15 protein-coding genes are annotated in these 15,275 nt (G+C 68.6%); 7 read left to right on the top strand and 8 right to left on the bottom strand.

From position 1 onward, the window contains the following. Positions 1-6 precede the first annotated feature (6 nt). The 3 genes from kdpB to OB895_RS09860 are packed head-to-tail and all read right to left on the bottom strand — an operon-like array spanning position 7 to position 3,945. Positions 7-2,157: a potassium-transporting ATPase subunit KdpB gene (kdpB, locus tag OB895_RS09870; RefSeq protein WP_079112100.1), complete on the bottom strand. Its 2,151-nt coding sequence runs from the start codon at positions 2,155-2,157 to the stop codon at positions 7-9. A gap of 1 nt (position 2,158) precedes the next feature. Beyond that, positions 2,159-3,838: a potassium-transporting ATPase subunit KdpA gene (kdpA, locus tag OB895_RS09865; protein ID WP_079113886.1), complete on the bottom strand. Its 1,680-nt coding sequence runs from the start codon at positions 3,836-3,838 to the stop codon at positions 2,159-2,161. A gap of 17 nt (positions 3,839-3,855) precedes the next feature. Beyond that, entirely contained in the window at positions 3,856-3,945 is a 90-nt protein-coding gene (locus OB895_RS09860) for a potassium-transporting ATPase subunit F (RefSeq protein ID WP_056276367.1), read from the bottom strand. A 289-nt stretch (positions 3,946-4,234) separates the two neighbouring features. On the opposite strand from OB895_RS09860, the gene OB895_RS09855 reads away from it, so the two are divergent. From OB895_RS09855 to OB895_RS09830, 6 genes are all read left to right on the top strand, one after another. After that, a complete protein-coding gene (locus OB895_RS09855; RefSeq protein ID WP_079112101.1) occupies positions 4,235-4,420 on the top strand; it encodes a hypothetical protein in 186 nt (61 codons plus the stop codon). Between the two features lie 107 nt (positions 4,421-4,527). Beyond that, positions 4,528-5,826: an RNA polymerase sigma factor gene (locus OB895_RS09850; RefSeq protein WP_079113887.1), complete on the top strand. Its 1,299-nt coding sequence runs from the start codon at positions 4,528-4,530 to the stop codon at positions 5,824-5,826. Then, a complete protein-coding gene (locus OB895_RS09845; protein WP_079112102.1) occupies positions 5,823-6,176 on the top strand; it encodes a YciI family protein in 354 nt (117 codons plus the stop codon). Before OB895_RS09850 ends, OB895_RS09845 begins: the two co-directional genes overlap by 4 nt. A 71-nt stretch (positions 6,177-6,247) precedes the next feature. Further along, positions 6,248-7,426, top strand: coding sequence for an SLC13 family permease (locus tag OB895_RS09840; protein ID WP_194285995.1), 1,179 nt, complete (start codon positions 6,248-6,250; stop codon positions 7,424-7,426). 212 nt (positions 7,427-7,638) lie between these two features. Beyond that, positions 7,639-8,373 (top strand): GntR family transcriptional regulator, encoded by a 735-nt coding sequence (locus tag OB895_RS09835; RefSeq protein ID WP_079112103.1) that lies wholly within the window; start codon positions 7,639-7,641, stop codon positions 8,371-8,373. 1 nt (position 8,374) lies between these two features. After that, entirely contained in the window at positions 8,375-9,076 is a 702-nt protein-coding gene (locus OB895_RS09830) for a GntR family transcriptional regulator (RefSeq protein WP_079112104.1), read from the top strand. Here OB895_RS09830 and OB895_RS09825 read toward each other — a convergent pair. The 3 genes from OB895_RS09825 to OB895_RS09815 are packed head-to-tail and all read right to left on the bottom strand — an operon-like array spanning position 9,063 to position 11,239. After that, complete coding sequence (locus OB895_RS09825) at positions 9,063-9,668, bottom strand: GNAT family N-acetyltransferase (RefSeq protein WP_079112105.1); 606 nt, start codon at positions 9,666-9,668, stop codon at positions 9,063-9,065. The two genes, OB895_RS09830 and OB895_RS09825, sit on opposite strands and share 14 nt — an antisense overlap. 9 nt (positions 9,669-9,677) lie before the next feature. Then, positions 9,678-10,289, bottom strand: coding sequence for an FMN-binding negative transcriptional regulator (locus tag OB895_RS09820; protein ID WP_079112106.1), 612 nt, complete (start codon positions 10,287-10,289; stop codon positions 9,678-9,680). Next, positions 10,289-11,239, bottom strand: coding sequence for a DMT family transporter (locus OB895_RS09815; RefSeq protein WP_079112107.1), 951 nt, complete (start codon positions 11,237-11,239; stop codon positions 10,289-10,291). The genes OB895_RS09820 and OB895_RS09815 overlap by 1 nt, the downstream gene beginning before the upstream one ends. Here OB895_RS09815 and OB895_RS09810 point away from each other — a divergent pair. Then, the gene (locus OB895_RS09810) at positions 11,238-12,644 is read left to right on the top strand and encodes an aminotransferase-like domain-containing protein (protein WP_079112108.1); all 1,407 of its coding nucleotides are present in this window, start codon (positions 11,238-11,240) and stop codon (positions 12,642-12,644) included. The two genes, OB895_RS09815 and OB895_RS09810, sit on opposite strands and share 2 nt — an antisense overlap. 6 nt (positions 12,645-12,650) lie before the next feature. On the opposite strand, the gene OB895_RS09805 is transcribed toward OB895_RS09810, so the two are convergent. Both OB895_RS09805 and OB895_RS09800 read right to left on the bottom strand, forming a co-directional pair. Continuing rightward, complete coding sequence (locus OB895_RS09805) at positions 12,651-14,738, bottom strand: APC family permease (RefSeq protein WP_056375414.1); 2,088 nt, start codon at positions 14,736-14,738, stop codon at positions 12,651-12,653. Positions 14,739-14,840: 102 nt separating this feature from the next. Then, positions 14,841-15,200, bottom strand: a complete 360-nt coding sequence (locus OB895_RS09800; RefSeq protein ID WP_079112109.1) for a nuclear transport factor 2 family protein — start codon at positions 15,198-15,200, stop codon at positions 14,841-14,843. Positions 15,201-15,275 lie beyond the last annotated feature (75 nt).

Genomic DNA, 15,275 nt, shown 5'->3' with positions numbered 1-15,275 from the left:
TCGCGCTCAGAAGCCGGGGATGAGGGTGATCACGAGGTCGATCAGCTTGATGCCGATGAACGGTGCGATCACGCCGCCGAGGCCGTAGACGAGCAGGTTGCGCTGCAGGATCTGCGAGGCGCTCGCCGGGCGATACTTCACTCCTCGGAGTGCCAGCGGGATCAGGAACACGATCACGATGGCGTTGAAGATGATCGCGCTGGTCACGGCGGATGCCGGCGAGTGCAGCTGCATGATGTTGAGCGCCGCGAGGCCGGGGAAGACGCCCATGAACATCGCCGGGATGATGGCGAAGTACTTGGCGATGTCGTTCGCGAGCGAGAACGTCGTGAGCGCTCCGCGGGTGATGAGCAGCTGCTTGCCGATGCGCACGATGTCGATGAGCTTCGTGGGATCGGAGTCGAGGTCGACCATGTTGCCGGCCTCCTTCGCCGCCGACGTGCCGGTGTTCATCGCGACGCCGACGTCGGCCTGGGCGAGCGCCGGGGCGTCGTTCGTGCCGTCGCCTGTCATCGCGACGAGGCGGCCGCCCTCCTGCTCGCGCTTGATCAGTTCGAGCTTCTGCTCGGGAGTCGCCTCGGCGAGGAAGTCGTCGACCCCTGCCTCCTTCGCGATCGCGGCGGCGGTCAGCGGGTTGTCGCCCGTGATCATGACGGTGCGGATGCCCATGCTGCGGAGCTCTTCGAACCGCTCGCGCAGGCCGTCTTTCACGATGTCCTTGAGGTGCACGACGCCGAGCACCTCGCCGATGCCCTCGGCAGGCTTCACGGCGACGACCAAGGGGGTGCCGCCGCTCGACGCGACGCCGTCGGTCAGGGTGGTGAGCTCGGCATTCGAGTCGAGTCCGAGCCAGGCGCTGATCGCCGAGCCTGCACCCTTGCGGATCTGCGTGCCGTCGGGCAGGTCGAGGCCGGACATGCGGGTCTGCGCGGTGAACGGCACGACGACGGCTCCGACCGGCTCCTCGACCTGGATGCCGTGAGACGCGGCCAACGCGACGATCGACGCGCCCTCGGGCGTGGGGTCGGCGAGGGATGCGAGGGCGGCGACGCGCAGCAGCTCCTCGGGGTCGACCCCCGCGAGCGGCAGCACCTCGTGGGCCTGTCGGTTGCCGTAGGTGATGGTGCCGGTCTTGTCGAGCAGCAGGGTGGTGACGTCTCCCGCGGCTTCGACCGCGCGTCCCGACATGGCGAGCACGTTGCGCTGCACGAGGCGGTCCATGCCGGCGATGCCGATGGCCGAGAGCAGGGCGCCGATCGTCGTGGGGATCAGGCACACGAGCAGGGCGATCAGCACCGGGATGCTGACGGGCGAGGCCGCGTACGACGCGATCGGGTTGAGCGCCAGCACCACGACGACGAACACGATCGACAGGCTCGCGAGCAGGATGTTCAGCGCGATCTCGTTGGGGGTGCGCTGACGGCTCGCGCCCTCGACCAGGGCGATCATGCGGTCGACGAACGTCTCGCCGGGCTTCGAGGTGATGCGCACGACGATGCGATCAGACAGCACCCGTGTGCCGCCGGTGACGGCGCTGCGGTCTCCGCCGGATTCGCGGATGACCGGCGCGCTCTCGCCGGTGATCGCCGACTCGTCGACGGTCGCGATGCCCGCGACGATGTCGCCGTCTCCGGGGATCAGCTCTCCCGCCGCGACGATCACGATGTCGTCGCGCTGGAGCTCGGCCGACGAGACGTCGACGGTTTCGGAGCGCTCTGCCGTGGCATCCGCACCGGCGTCGTGCCGGACGACCTTGCGTGCCATGGTGCTGGTCCGGGTCTTGCGCAGGCTCGCAGCCTGGGCCTTGCCGCGGCCCTCGGCCACCGACTCGGCGACGTTGGCGAACAGCACGGTGAGCCACAGCCAGATGGCGATGCCCCAGGTGAACGGCGCGGGCACCGGGGTTCCGCCCGAGTCGGCGGGGCCTCCGAGGAAGGGCTCGGCGATCGCGAGCACGGTGGTGAACGCGGCGCCGACCCAGACGAGCAGCATCACGGGGTTGCGCACGAGCGAGGCGGGGTTGAGCTTGCGCAGCGCGCCCGGCAGGGCCTGGGTCAGCTGCGCCCAGCCGAACGCGCGGGGCGGTTCGGTCGAGGCGGATGCCGCGGCATCCTGCTGTTCCGACGGCGTCTCGGAGGGGGTGGTGATGAGGGTCATGTCAGACGAGTCCTTCAGCGAGGGGTCCCAGTGCGAGCACGGGGAAGTAGGTGAGTGCCGTGATGATGACTGTGACGGCCGAGAGGAGGCCGACGAACTGCGGTCGGTGCGTGGGCAGCGTTCCGGTGTTCTCCGGCACGCGCTGCTGCGCGGCGAACGATCCGGCGAGGGCCAGCACGAGCACGATCGGCAGGAAGCGGCCGAGCAGCATCGCGATGCCGAGTGCGGTGTTGAACCACGGGGTGTTCGCGGTGAGGCCGGCGAAGGCCGAGCCGTTGTTGTTCGACGCCGAGGTGAAGGCGTAGAGCACCTCGCTCATGCCGTGCACGCCGGGGTTGAGGATGCTGGTCGCCTCGACGTCCGCCCGGATTCCCGGGATCGCGAAGCTCAGCGCCGTGCCGACCAGCACGAGGGTGGGCGTCACGAGGATGTAGAGGCTCGCGAGCTTGATCTCCTTCGGGCCGATGCGCTTGCCGAGGTACTCGGGGGTGCGGCCGACGAGCAGTCCGCCGACGAACACCGCGATGATCGCGAGCACGAGCATGCCGTAGAGACCCGATCCGACGCCGCCGGGGGCGACCTCGCCGAGCATCATGTTGAGCATCGGCATCATGCCGCCGAGTGCCGTGTACGAGTCGTGCATCGAGTTGACCGCGCCGGTCGACGTCAGGGTGCTGGCGCTGCCGAAGAGCGTGGATCCGAGGATGCCGAAGCGCGCCTCCTTGCCCTCCATGGCCGCCCCTGCGAGTTCGGGAGCGCTGCCGCGGCCGGCGAGCTCGAGTGCCGAGAGGGCGAAGGTCGAGATCAGGAAGATCGTTCCCATCACGGCGGCGATCGCGTAGCCCTGGCGGTTGTCGTCGATCATGCGGCCGAACGTGCGGGGGAGTGCGAACGGGATCACCAGGATCAGCAGGATCTGCAGCAGGTTGGTCCAGCCCGTCGGATTCTCGAACGGGTGCGCCGAGTTGGCGTTGAAGAAGCCACCGCCGTTGGTGCCGAGCAGCTTGATGGCCTCCTGCGAGGCGACCGGTCCGCCGGGGATGGTCTGCGTGCCCCCGGAGACGGTGGTCACGTCGGTGAAGCCGGCGAAGTTCTGCACCACGCCGCCCGCGATCAGGGCGATCGCGCCGATCAGGGCGATCGGCAGCAGGATGCGGCCGAGCCCGCGGATCAGGTCGACCCAGAAGTTGCCGATCGTGGTCGAGCCGCGGCGGGCCAGGCCGCGGGTCAGTGCGACGGCGACGGCCAGGCCGACGGCGGCCGAGACGAAGTTCTGCACTGTGAGGCCCGCGAGCTGCACGGTGTAGCCCATCGTCTGCTCGGGCGAGTACGACTGCCAGTTGGTGTTCGCGACGAAAGACGCGGCGGTGTTGAACGCCAGGCCCTCGGGCACGGCCGGGAGTCCGAGCGACTCGGGCAGGAAGCCCTGCAGACGCTGCAGCCCGTAGACGAGCAGCAGGCCGACGACCGAGAACGCGAGGACGCTGCGGGCGTAGGCACGCCACGTCTGCTCGGATGCCGGGTCGACGCCGATCAGACGGTAGATGCCCCGCTCGGCCTTCAGATCACGAGGGGTGCTGAAGACGTGCGCCATGTAGTCGCCGACGGGGCGGTAGAGCAGCACGAGGGCGACGATCAGGACGGCGGCCTGGAGGACGCCGAACCAGAGTTCGGCGTTCATCGAAGAGCCGGCGCCCATCAGAACTTCTCCGGGGCGACGAGAGCCACCACGAGGTAGACGACGGCGGCCACGGCGAGGGCGGCGGCGATGATCTCGAAGACGATCACAGTCGTTCCACCCCCTTCGCGACCAGGGAGACGAGGGCGAACAGCGCGAGAGTCAGCGCGATGTAGATGATGTCGAGCACGAGACTCGATATAACTCCCGTGCGGACCGGCATATGGCGATCCTCACGCTTTGCCTACGGGGGCGTGCGGGATGCATGCGAGTTGCTCACGTTCCGAGGTCGTGTGGACTTTTTCGCGCCTCGATGTCGCATCCCGCCGTCGTCGTTCGTGGTGCAGGTAGGAGGCGACCGTTTCGGGTGGTCTCGCAGATGAGAGGCACGGTGACGACGTGTACAACGATCCGATGATGGCGAGTGTTCTCTACCGGCTGGAGGCAGAGGAGGCAGAGCAGGCCATCGAGCGGCGCCGCGTCGCCCTCGAGCATCCCGGCATGATCAGGCGGCCGTCGCTGTGGGCTCGCGCTCGCCGCGTCTGGACGGGCGGCCCTTCTCGCCGACGCCGTGAGCGGCAATGATCGTGGTGACGGCTGGTTCGCTGCAGATCCTGCTGGTTCGACCGGATGGAGAGAGCACAGATGACGCGATGGGGCGGCGCCCAGGGGTCTCGTCACGGAATGACGCGATGATTGCGGATGCCGGGCGGTCGCGACGCGCTGACATCGACGTGCGCGTCGCCCAGGTGTACCGCGAGGAGTGGGCGAGGATCGTCGCCGGTCTGACGCGGCGCTGCGGTGATCTCGGGCTCGCCGAGGAGATGGCCGCTGAGGCGTTCGCCTCTGCAGTCGAGCGGTGGCCGGCCGAGGGCGTGCCACCGAATCCGGGCGGATGGATCACCACCACCGCCTATCGCAAGGCCATCGATCGGCTGCGTCGGGAGTCGTCGCGCGACGCGAAGCAGCGGGAGGCACTGATGCTGCACGATCCCGAACCGCCCGAGCCGACCGGCGCCATCGACGACGATCGGCTGCGCCTGCTCTTCACGTGCTGCCATCCGGCGCTGTCGCTCGAAGGGCGCGTCGCCCTCACTCTGCGCGTGGTCGCCGGCCTCACGGTCGAGGAGATCGCGCGAGCCTTCCTGATGCAGGAATCCGCTGTGCGGCAGCGCATCACACGAGCGAAGTCGAAGATCAAGACCGCGCAGATCCCCTATCAGGTGCCCGCGCCTGAAGATCTGCGCGTGCGCATCGACGGGGTGCTGGCGGTGCTCTATCTCGTGTTCAACGAGGGCTACTTCGCATCCGGCTCCGAGATGCCGGCGCTCCGCAGCGAGCTGACCACCGAGGCGATCCGGCTCACCAGACTCGTGAGAGAGCTGCTGCCCGACGACGCAGAGGTCGCGGGGATCCTGGCGCTGATGCTGCTCAGCGAGGCGCGCTCTCCGGCCCGGATCACGGCGAAAGGCGAGCTCGTGCGGCTCGATGAGCAGGACCGCGGGCTGTGGAATCGTGAGCTGATCGACGAGGGCCTGTCGCTTCTCGACCGACTGCGCGGGGCGGTTCCCGGTCGCTACACGCTGCTCGCCCAGATCAATGCGGTGCATGCGGCGGCCGTGGATGCTGAGCTCACCGACTGGCAACGCATCGTCGAGCTCTACGAGCAGCTGGAGCGCGTCGACCCGAGTCCGGTCGTCACCCTGGGCAAGGCCGTGGCGATCGCCGAACGGGACTCACCACAGCAGGCGCTGGTCATCGTCGAGTCGCTGCGCGATGCACTGGCGGACTTCCATGGCTTGCAGGTGACTCGGGCCGAGCTGCTGCGCGCGGCGGGCAGACCTGCAGATGCCATGGACGCCTACGACCGAGCGATCTCGTTGGCGAGCAACGACGCCGAGATCGCCCACCTGACCCGGCGCCGCGATGAGATCGCGGTGCCACTCGTGCCCGGACCCTCCGGGACCACGTCGAACGGAGAGAGCAGATGAGCAACAAGTACCTCGTGATCCACATGACCGACCCGACTGGCGGCACGATGCCGCAGGGAGAGGATCAGCGCCTGCTCGAAGACTGGGCCGAGGAAGGCGACGCGGCGGGCCGGCTGGGCGACGGTGCACCCGTAGCAGGCCCTGAGGAGGCGAAGTCCGTGGCTGTGCGAGACGGCAAGGTGCTCGTCACCGACGGTCCGTTCCCCGAGTTCAAGGAGTGGTTCGCGGGCTACGACATCGTGACCGCCGAGTCGATCGACGAGGCCGCGAGCTTCATGGCGACGCATCCGACCGCCGTGATGGGGAGGGTCTACATCTTGCCGGTGGTGAAGCTCCCCTGGGACGCCTGACCGCACCCGGCTGACAGGCCGCGAGACGGACACTCACCGGATCACACCCCCACCGGATCTACACTCAGCGAGTGAGTGCGACGCGACGGCGGCTGGGAGCAGGGACGATCATCGTCCTGGCGCTCATCGCCGTGGCACTCGTCTGCATCGTCACGGGCATCCTGCCGTCAGCGGATGCCGGGGCGCTCGGTGCCCGCATCGCACCGGTGCTCGGGTTCGTCATCGCGATCACGATCGTCGCCGAGCTGGCCCGGGATGCCGCGGTGTTCGACGTCGTCGCTCAGCGTCTGGCTCGATGGGGGCACGGGCGCGTCATCCTGCTCTGGTTGTCTGTCGTGGTGCTCGCCGTCATCAGCACGGTGTTCCTGTCGCTCGACACCACGGCGGTCATCGTGACGCCGGTCGTGGTCGTGCTCGCGCAGAGCGTCGGCATCCCTCCGCTGCCGTTCGCCCTCGTCACGGTGTGGCTGGCGAACACCGCATCTCTCGCACTGCCCGTCTCGAACCTCACGAACCTGCTCGCGGCACGGTCGATCGGTGACGACCCGCTCGCGTTCCTCGCGCTGAGCTGGGCGCCGACGCTCGTCGGGGTGCTCGTGCCCGTCGTGATCCTCACGCTGAGACACCGACGCACGCTCTTCGGCGGGTATCGCACTCCTACAGGCGGCGACCCTTCCGACCGGGTGCTCTTCTGGGCGGCGTCCGGCATCCTGCTGCTCCTGATGCCGCTGCTCGCCCTGACCCATGACGTGTGGATCCCCGCGACGGTCGCCGCGCTCGTGCTCATCGTCGTGTTCGGCATCCGGCGTCGTCATGTGCTGCGACTCTCGCTCGTGCCATGGCAGGCGATCGGCCTGGCGGCGGCCCTGTTCGTCGTGGTCGAGACCGCGCACGCGAACGGCATCCTCGACTTCCTGTCGGTGCTCGCGACCAGTGGACACGCGCCCGCAGAGCTGCTGCGTCTCGCGGCAGCGGGAGCGCTCGCCGCGAACGGGGTCAACAACCTGCCCGCCTACCTGATCCTCGAACCCACCGCCGGCGACCCGGTCGCGCTCATGGCACTGCTGATCGGGGTGAATCTCGGACCGCTGATCACACCGTGGGCGTCGCTCGCCACGTTGCTCTGGCACCACAGAGTGGTGTCGCTGGGTGTCGAGATCCGCTGGGGCAGCCTGATGCTCTGGGGTGCGATCGTCGCCGTGCCGACGGTGCTGGTCGCCACTCTCGTGCTCGCGTTCGTCGCAGGCTGAGATCGTTCATCCCGGCGCTGGCCCGGGGTAGGGAAAAGGGCAGCGACTCAGGTCACGGGATCTGGGGGAGGTCCGCGGCACGACATGGGGAGTGTGTGCCGGGTGAGGGTCGCTGCCCTACGCCTACACGCTACGCACATGTCGCCGGATCCGGTGAAACTTCAGTGCCTGATGTATGGTGCGAGGCCATGACACCGGCATAAAGTGTGCCCGTGGGCGACATCAGCGCATCTCTGCCGATTCGGCCGCGGCAGCTGATCCGCGACCAGGTCTTCGCCACGCTCGCCGAAGAGATCATCTCTGGGCGCATGCAGCCCCTCGAAGAGATCCGCGACCAGGATCTGCAGGCCGAATACGGCGTCTCCCGCACGCCCATCCGCGAGGCCCTGAACCGCCTCGCCGACCTCGGGCTCATCGAAGTCAGCACCAACCGGTTCACTCGCGTCGCCCCGGTCGATCTCGACGCCCAGGCCGACCGTGTCGAGACCGCCGTCGCGATGATCGGATACTGCGCGGTCAAAGCCGTGCCGACCTACACCGACGAACAGGTCGCGTCGCTGCAGGGGCGCATCGACGGTCTGCTCGCCGCCGGCCTGGCAGGTGCCTCCAGCCGTGAGGGCCTCAGTCTCTGGTACGCGCTGTGGGGTGAGATCGTGCTGAGCGCCCACAACCAGACGATGATCGACATCCTCGACGGGCAGCTCGCCCTGCACCTGACCAGAACCGTGCCAGCGCAACCGGTCGCCGCCGAGCTCGTCGACTTCATGCGCACGGGTCTCGAGCAGCTGCGCGCGCTGCTCGAGCGACGGGATGGCGTGGGGGTGCGCGAGGTCATCGAACCTCTGTTCCTGAGATCGACGATCGAGCCGCTCCGAGCGGCGGCTGCGCTCGCCGCCGCATCTGCCTCCAGCGATCCGACACGCATCGGCCGATCACCCGGGGAATGACATGCCCGACCGGCGGATCGACAAGCTGAACTCCACGCGACTGCTGGGAGGGGTCGAGCAGCCACTGCCCCTCTTCACCTCGAGAGCGGATGCCGTCGTCGACTCGCTCGCGCACTCGATCGAGTCGGGCGAGCTGGCCCCCGGCGACCCCCTGTCGGTCACGGCCCTCGTGCAGCGCCTCAACGTCGCCGCCGGCACCGTGCGATCGGCCCTCGGCGCGCTCGAGGCGATGCACCTGATCGACCACCGGCTCAACAGGGCGTCCGTCGTCGTGACACCGACCCCCGCGTGGTTCGTCGCCGTCGCCGCCGAGTGCTCGGGGCTGTCGATCGCGGCGGCCGACCTGGGCATCGCGCACGCGACCGAGGCGCAGGTCACTGAGTTCGCCGCGAGGGCGGCGACCGTCAGAGAACTCTGGGAGACCGACGACAACGACCAGGTCGTCGGAGCAGAGGGGCTGTGGGAGCTGCTCGACCTGCTCGCGGTGTTCTCGCGCAACCGATACCTGAGCGCCCTGCACGCGTCGAAGAGACCTGCGCTGGTGCTCGGCATCCGCTCGCTCAGCCGACCTCGCAACCCCGCGATGCTGCGATCGGTCGTCGACGTTCTGGTCGCCGCCGCGCGCGATCGCGACCGGCTCGAGGCGACCGACCTGGTCAGAGACCTCTACACCTTCGTGGTCGACGGGGTCACAGACCTCTGACCGTCGGCGTCCACTCCTCGGCGAGGATGCCGTAGTTCAGTCCGTCGAGCCACTCGCCCGACCGGTGCAGAGCGGTCTTGCGACTGAACTCCTCTCGACGCATGCCGAGTCGCTCCATGAGGCGCCATGACGGCTCATTGTCGGCGAAGCAGCCGGCGTGCACGCGGCGCAGCCCCAGCGGACCGAAGCAGACGTCGATCACCGCGCGGATCTCCTCGGTCGCGTAGCCGCGCCCTGTGTGGTCCGGGTCGAGCACCCATCCGAGCTCGGCCTCGACGCCCTTCGCCTGATCCGCGACCTCGAGCTGCGCCCACCCGTCGCCGATCCTGATCATGATGTCGCCGATCGGCACGGGCGCCAGGTCGTCGTCTGCGGGCAGCAGCTCGACGACGTGCATCGAGGCGAGCCGCTCAGGGTCGAGGTATCGCTCGCGGAATGCCTCGATCGTTCCAGGCGCCAGCCCGAGCCAGCGGTTCACGTCGGGCAGCCGCCGCCACTGCCACATCGCGTCGACATCGGGGGCGCTCATCGGCCGGATCTGCAGCCGTTCGGTGCGGACGGGCCAGACGTCGGTGCGCGGCGAATCTGTCATCGCCCCAGCCTATTGAGCCGTCTGATCCGCGACGCGGCGCATCTCGGCCGCGAGCGCCGCGTTCGTCCGCTCGTAATGCCCCGTGATGTTGTCTCGCACCTCGGGAGACTTGTTCTGGCTCAGCTTGGCGCGCGCATCGAAGCGGTCGACGCGCATTCTCAGGCCCACGGTGCCCTTCGCCGCGCGACGCGTGCCGGCCTCGTCCTCCGACAGGCTGCGCCCGTGCGGCGTGCCCTTCTCGAAGTGGTCGGTGAGCTGCGCGAGCATGGCGTAGTTCTTCTCCTCGCTGAGGATCTCGGGTGTGCCGTAGAGGTGGGCGGTGACGTGGTTCCAGGTCGGCACCAGGTCTCCCGGCGCGTAGAGACTGGGCGACACGTAGTCGTGGGGGCCCTGGATGATCACGAGGATCTCGTGGTCTCCCAGCTCGTGCAGCTGCTCGTCGGGTCGGCCGAAGTGACTCGCGATCACGATCTCGTGCTCGTCTTCGATCAGCAGGGCGGGATAGTGCGAGGCGACCAGTCCGGTGCTCGCGGGCGACACGAACGTGGCCCACGGGTTGCCGCGGATGAGGCGCTTCACCTCGAGTGGGTCGGTCATCAGGTAGCGGGGTGTGTGGCGCATCAGAACTCCTCGTTCAGGGGGTGAGTGGTGGGTCGGGGATGGATCAGTCGGGTGCGCACGGCGAGCGCGGCGCACAGGATGACGGCTATGCCACCCAGTGCGGTGGGCCAGCCGATCTGCTCGTGAAGAAGCAGCGCGGCCCAGGCGATGCTCATCACGGGCTGGACCAGCTGGATCTGGCTGACCTGGGCCATGGGCCCGATCGCGAGCCCGCGGTACCAGGCGAAGAATCCGAGGAACATGCTGACCACGGCGAGGTACGCGAAGGCGAGCCACTGCACCGGCGAGGCGGATGGCGGGTGGGTGAGCGCCGATCCCAGCGTGAGCGCGAGCATCAGCGGCGCCGCGAGCACCAGCGCCCAGGACACGGTCTGCCACGATCCGAGTTCCCGCGCCAGCAACCCGCCCTCGGCGTACCCGATGGCCGCCGCGAGCACCGCGCCGAACAACAGCAGATCGGCCCAATGGAGTTCGCCCAGGCCGCCGTTCTGCAGCGAGGCGAAGACGACCGCCGCGGCGGCACCCACAGCAGCGAACCACCAGAACGCTCGTCCGGGGCGCTCGCGGGTGCGCAGCACCACCATCACGGCTGTCGCTGCGGGCAGCAGGCCGATCACCACGGCGCCGTGGCTCGCAGGCGCAGCGGTCATGGCGAACGACGTCAGCAGGGGGAACCCCGCGACCACGCCGCCGGCGACGATCGCGAGGCGCCACCACTGCGCCGTGGTCGGCGGATGCTGACGTGTCACCGCCAGCGCCAGGGCGGCGAGTGCTGCGGCGACGACCGCGCGGCCGGATCCGATGAACAGCGGCGAGAGGCCGCCGACCGCGATGCGGGTGAGAGGGAGAGTGAACGAGAAGGCGGTGACGCCGAGGAGTCCCCACCAGAGTCCGGGACTCGAGGATAGCGGCGCACGTGGGCGGACGATAACGCTACTCTGTTGTTTCATGAGTCAGGATAGCAGTGACCGGATCGTGGCCGGCCTCCGCCGGTGGATCGCGTCGGCTCCGCCGGGCGCCCGCGTGCCGTCGAATCGCGCCCTCGTCGCAGAGTACGGTGCGAGCCCCGTCACGGTGCAGAAGGCCATGGCGCACCTGGCGCGACTGGGGCTGGTCGAGTCGAGGCCCGGATCAGGCACGTTCGTGCGGGCACAGCGACCACCTCGCGCTGCGGACTACGGCTGGCAGACGTCCGCCCTCGGGGCGCCTCCCGCCCGACTCGCCGGTCTCACCTCGACGCAGCGCACCGTCGCCCCCGATGCGATCGGCATGCACTCGGGGTACCCCGCCGTCGAGCTGCTTCCCGAACGTCTCGTCCGCCAGGCGATCACCCGCGCGGCGCGCACCTCCTCGGCGCTCACCCGTTCACCCGCCGCCGGGCTGCCCGAACTCCAGGCATGGTTCGCCGCCGAGCTCGCGGCATCCGCACCGGCAGACGTCGCTCCAGCATCCGCGAGGGATGCACTCGTCATCGCGGGCAGTCAGAGCGGGCTGAGCTCGATCTTCCGAGCTGTGGTCGGCGCCGGCCAGCCGCTGCTGATCGAGTCCCCCACCTACTGGGGTGCGCTGCTCGCTGCTGAGCAGGCAGGGGTGGTCCTGGTGCCGATCCCGTCGGGCCCCCACGGTCCGGATCCGGATGCCGTCGAGCGAGCCTTCGCCGAGACCGGGGCTCGCGCGTTCTACGCGCAACCCACATTCGCGAACCCGACCGGCGCCAGGTGGCCGGCGGCGACGGGCCTCGCCGTGCTCGAAAGCGTGCGTCGACACGGGGCCTTCCTCATCGAAGACGACTGGGCGCACGATCTGGCCATCGATGGCGATCCGCGGCCGATCGCGGCGATGGACGATGACGGCCATGTCGTCTATCTCCGCTCGCTGACCAAGAGCGTCTCACCGTCGCTGCGGATCGCAGCGCTGATCGCCCGCGGCCCGGCTCGCGAACGCATCCTCGCCGACCGCGCCGCCGAGTCGATGTACGTGAGCGGGGTGCTGCAGGCCGCAGCGCTCGACGTCGTGACCCAACCGGCCTGGCGGACTCACCTCCGTGGATTCAGAGAACAGTTGCGGGCGCGACGGGATCTGCTGCTTTCGAGCCTCGCCGAGCACGCGCCGACGGCGATCGTCGAGACGGTGCCGACCGGCGGCCTCAACCTCTGGGCGCGGCTTCCGGAGGGCACCGATGTCGTCGCAATCGTTCGCGCATGCGAGGCGCGCGGCCTCATCATCTCTCCCGGGTCCGAGTGGTTCCCCGCCGAGCCCTCCGGGTCGTATGTGCGCCTCAACTACGCCCACGCCGACCCGTCGCGTTTCCCGGAGGCGGCAAGAATCCTCGGGGGTGTGCTCGCCGCATCCTGAGCAGCGTCAGCTCTCGGGCGGACCTTCGGGCCGGTGCGCGCGACGCCCGCTCACGACGACCGGACGCCCCGCACGCTCCTGCCCGGGCAGGGGACGCGAGCGCCGTCCATAGATCAGCTCGGACGAGTCGAGCAGCCACGGCACGAGCGTGATCGACACCCCGTGCACGAGCATCAGCTGGTTGGCGAGACGACGCGAGCGCCGGTTGTGGAGGAATGTCTCCCACCAGTGCCCCACGATGTACTGCGGCAGGTAGACCGTGACCACCGACGAGCCGTGCTTCTCGCGGTACTGCGTGATGAACTGGGTCACCGGCTGAGCGAAGGACCGGAACGGCGACTCGACGATCACCAGGGGGATCGGCACGAGGTGGTCGGCCCATTCCTTCTGCAGCTGCGCGGCATCGTCGGATGCCACGGCGACGTGCACCGCCAGCGTCTTGCCGTGCTTCGCGGCGACCGCATAGTCGATGGCCTTGATGACGGGCTTCTGCAGACGGTTGACGAGCACGATCGCCAGGTCGCCCGTCGCGCCGAACTTCGTCGTGTCGTCGATCGCGATCTCGTGCTCGACGTCGCGGTAGTACCGCTTCACGCCCATCATCAGGAACGCCAACACCGGGATCGCGAAGAACACCAGGTACGCGCCGTGCGTGAACTTCGTGATCGTCACGATCAGCAGCACGGCGACGGTCATTGCGGCGCCCACCGAGTTGATGACCAGGCCGATCCTCGCCGAGCGGCGATCGGATGCCGAGGCGCCGTCGATTCCCGATCCTGACGTCTTCTCGGCCGGTCCGCGCAGGATGCGCCTCCAGTGACGCACCATGCCGATCTGCCCGAGCGAGAACGACACGAAGACGCCGATGATGTACAGCTGGATCAGCGTGGTGAGCTTCGCCTGGAACACCACCAGCACCGCGATCGCGGCGATGCCGAGCACGATCATGCCGTTCGAGAACACCAGGCGGTCACCGCGGGTGTTCAGCGCCTTGGGCGCGTATCCGTCGCGGGCCAGTACCGAGCCGAGCAGCGGGAAGCCGTTGAAGGCGGTGTTGGCCGCCAGCAGCAGCACGCACGCCGTCGCGGCCTGAATGATGAAGAACAGGATGCTGCCGCCGCCGAACGTCGCCGAGGCGATCTGCGCCATCAGGCTCGGCTGCGGGTTCGAGCAGTCGAAGCCGATCAGGTCGCAGGGGTTCTCGGCGTAGTGCACCCCGGTGATCAGCGCGAGTGCGGTGAGACCGGCGAAGAGGCAGGCCGCGATCGAGCCCATCAGCACGAGCGTGGTCTGCGCGTTGCGCACCTTGGGCGTGCGGAAGGCGGGCACGCCGTTCGACACCGCCTCGACGCCGGTGAGGGCCGAGCATCCGCTCGAGAACGCGCGCAGAATCAGGAGGATGACCGCAGCCTGCCCGAGGTCTTCGGAGTGCACGGCGAACTCGGCGCTCGACGCCACCGGTGCATCGCCGAGGAACGTGCGGATGAGTCCCGTCACGATCATGAAGCCCACCGAGCCGATGAACACGTAGGTGGGGATGGCGAAGACGAGCGACGCCTCGCGCACCCCGCGCAGGTTCACGATGATGATGAGGATCACGAATCCGACCGCGAGCTCGACCCGCAGGGGATCGAGCCCGGGCACGGCCGAGATGATGTTGTCGACACCGGAAGCGACCGACACGGCGACCGTCAGCACGTAGTCGACCAGCAGGGCCGCCGCCACGATGACGCCGGGGATCTCGCCGAGGTTCTTCGAGGCGACCTCGTAGTCGCCGCCACCCGATGGGTAGGCCTTGATGAGCTGCCGGTAGCTGAGCACCACGACGATCAGCAGCACCACCACCGCCACCGCGACGATCGGCGTGAACGACAGGAAGGTGAGCCCGCCGATGAGCAGGATCATCACCAGCTCCTGCGGCGCATAGGCGACCGAGCTCAGCGCATCCGATGCGAAGATCGGCAACGCCATCTTCTTGGGGAGCAGCTGATCGTCGACCTGCGCACTCGTCAGCGGGTCGCCGATCAGGATGCGCTTCACGCGAGGAGGAGCGTCGGTGTTGCCGCGGGTTTCTTCTGACACGTCGGGCGACATTACGCCCGCAAACGGCTTCCTCACGCGTTCCTCACGGAATCCCTACGGGTGCTCGAGCGTCCCTAACGGAATCCTCACGGGCCACTGTCGAGACCCGTCAGGTCAATCCTGATGAGGGCGGGGCATGTACCACTCGGTGAAGGCGGTCGCCCGCCCCTCCGCATCCAGCCGGACGATCCAGAGGTTCACGTAGTCGCGCTCCGCCGGATACTTCGTGCGCCCCTCGACCACGACGAACTCGTCGTCTTCGCGCACGATCCACCAGTCGAACGACCACGTTCCCGGTTCGTCCAGGTCGTCGAGCCAGCCGGCGACGATGTCCGCCCGGCCGACGCGCGGCTCGGCGTCCGGGCTGGTGAGGTAGATCGCGTCTTCACTGAAGAGCGCGGAGATCTGCTGGGGATCGTTCGACTTCCAGGCCTCGACGTACGCCTCGGTCCACTTCTCTCCTGCGCTGGTCATGTCCTCCGTTCTAGACCCGGCCTCCGACATCGTCAAGGTTCACGACTCCATCGAAGATGCACAGCCACTTCCGAT

Origin of the sequence: Microbacterium forte (assembly GCF_031885415.1) — a bacterium.
Lineage (GTDB): Bacteria > Actinomycetota > Actinomycetes > Actinomycetales > Microbacteriaceae > Microbacterium > Microbacterium forte.
Note: the sequence above shows the minus strand (reverse complement) of the source record. Positions and strands in the feature narration are given on the sequence as shown.

What these genes read in the sequence shown, in the direction of transcription:
- kdpA (WP_079113886.1), bottom strand. Translation starts at nt 3,838, where the DNA reads ATGAACGCCGAACTCTGGTTCGGCGTCCTCCAGGCCGCCGTCCTGATC.
- OB895_RS09845 (WP_079112102.1), top strand. Translation starts at nt 5,823, where the DNA reads ATGAGCAACAAGTACCTCGTGATCCACATGACCGACCCGACTGGCGGC.
- OB895_RS09850 (WP_079113887.1), top strand. Translation starts at nt 4,528, where the DNA reads ATGATTGCGGATGCCGGGCGGTCGCGACGCGCTGACATCGACGTGCGC.
- OB895_RS09830 (WP_079112104.1), top strand. Translation starts at nt 8,375, where the DNA reads ATGCCCGACCGGCGGATCGACAAGCTGAACTCCACGCGACTGCTGGGA.
- OB895_RS09805 (WP_056375414.1), bottom strand. Translation starts at nt 14,738, where the DNA reads ATGTCGCCCGACGTGTCAGAAGAAACCCGCGGCAACACCGACGCTCCT.
- kdpB (WP_079112100.1), bottom strand. Translation starts at nt 2,157, where the DNA reads ATGACCCTCATCACCACCCCCTCCGAGACGCCGTCGGAACAGCAGGAT.
- OB895_RS09815 (WP_079112107.1), bottom strand. Translation starts at nt 11,239, where the DNA reads ATGAAACAACAGAGTAGCGTTATCGTCCGCCCACGTGCGCCGCTATCC.
- OB895_RS09820 (WP_079112106.1), bottom strand. Translation starts at nt 10,289, where the DNA reads ATGCGCCACACACCCCGCTACCTGATGACCGACCCACTCGAGGTGAAG.
- OB895_RS09800 (WP_079112109.1), bottom strand. Translation starts at nt 15,200, where the DNA reads ATGACCAGCGCAGGAGAGAAGTGGACCGAGGCGTACGTCGAGGCCTGG.
- OB895_RS09825 (WP_079112105.1), bottom strand. Translation starts at nt 9,668, where the DNA reads ATGACAGATTCGCCGCGCACCGACGTCTGGCCCGTCCGCACCGAACGG.
- OB895_RS09810 (WP_079112108.1), top strand. Translation starts at nt 11,238, where the DNA reads ATGAGTCAGGATAGCAGTGACCGGATCGTGGCCGGCCTCCGCCGGTGG.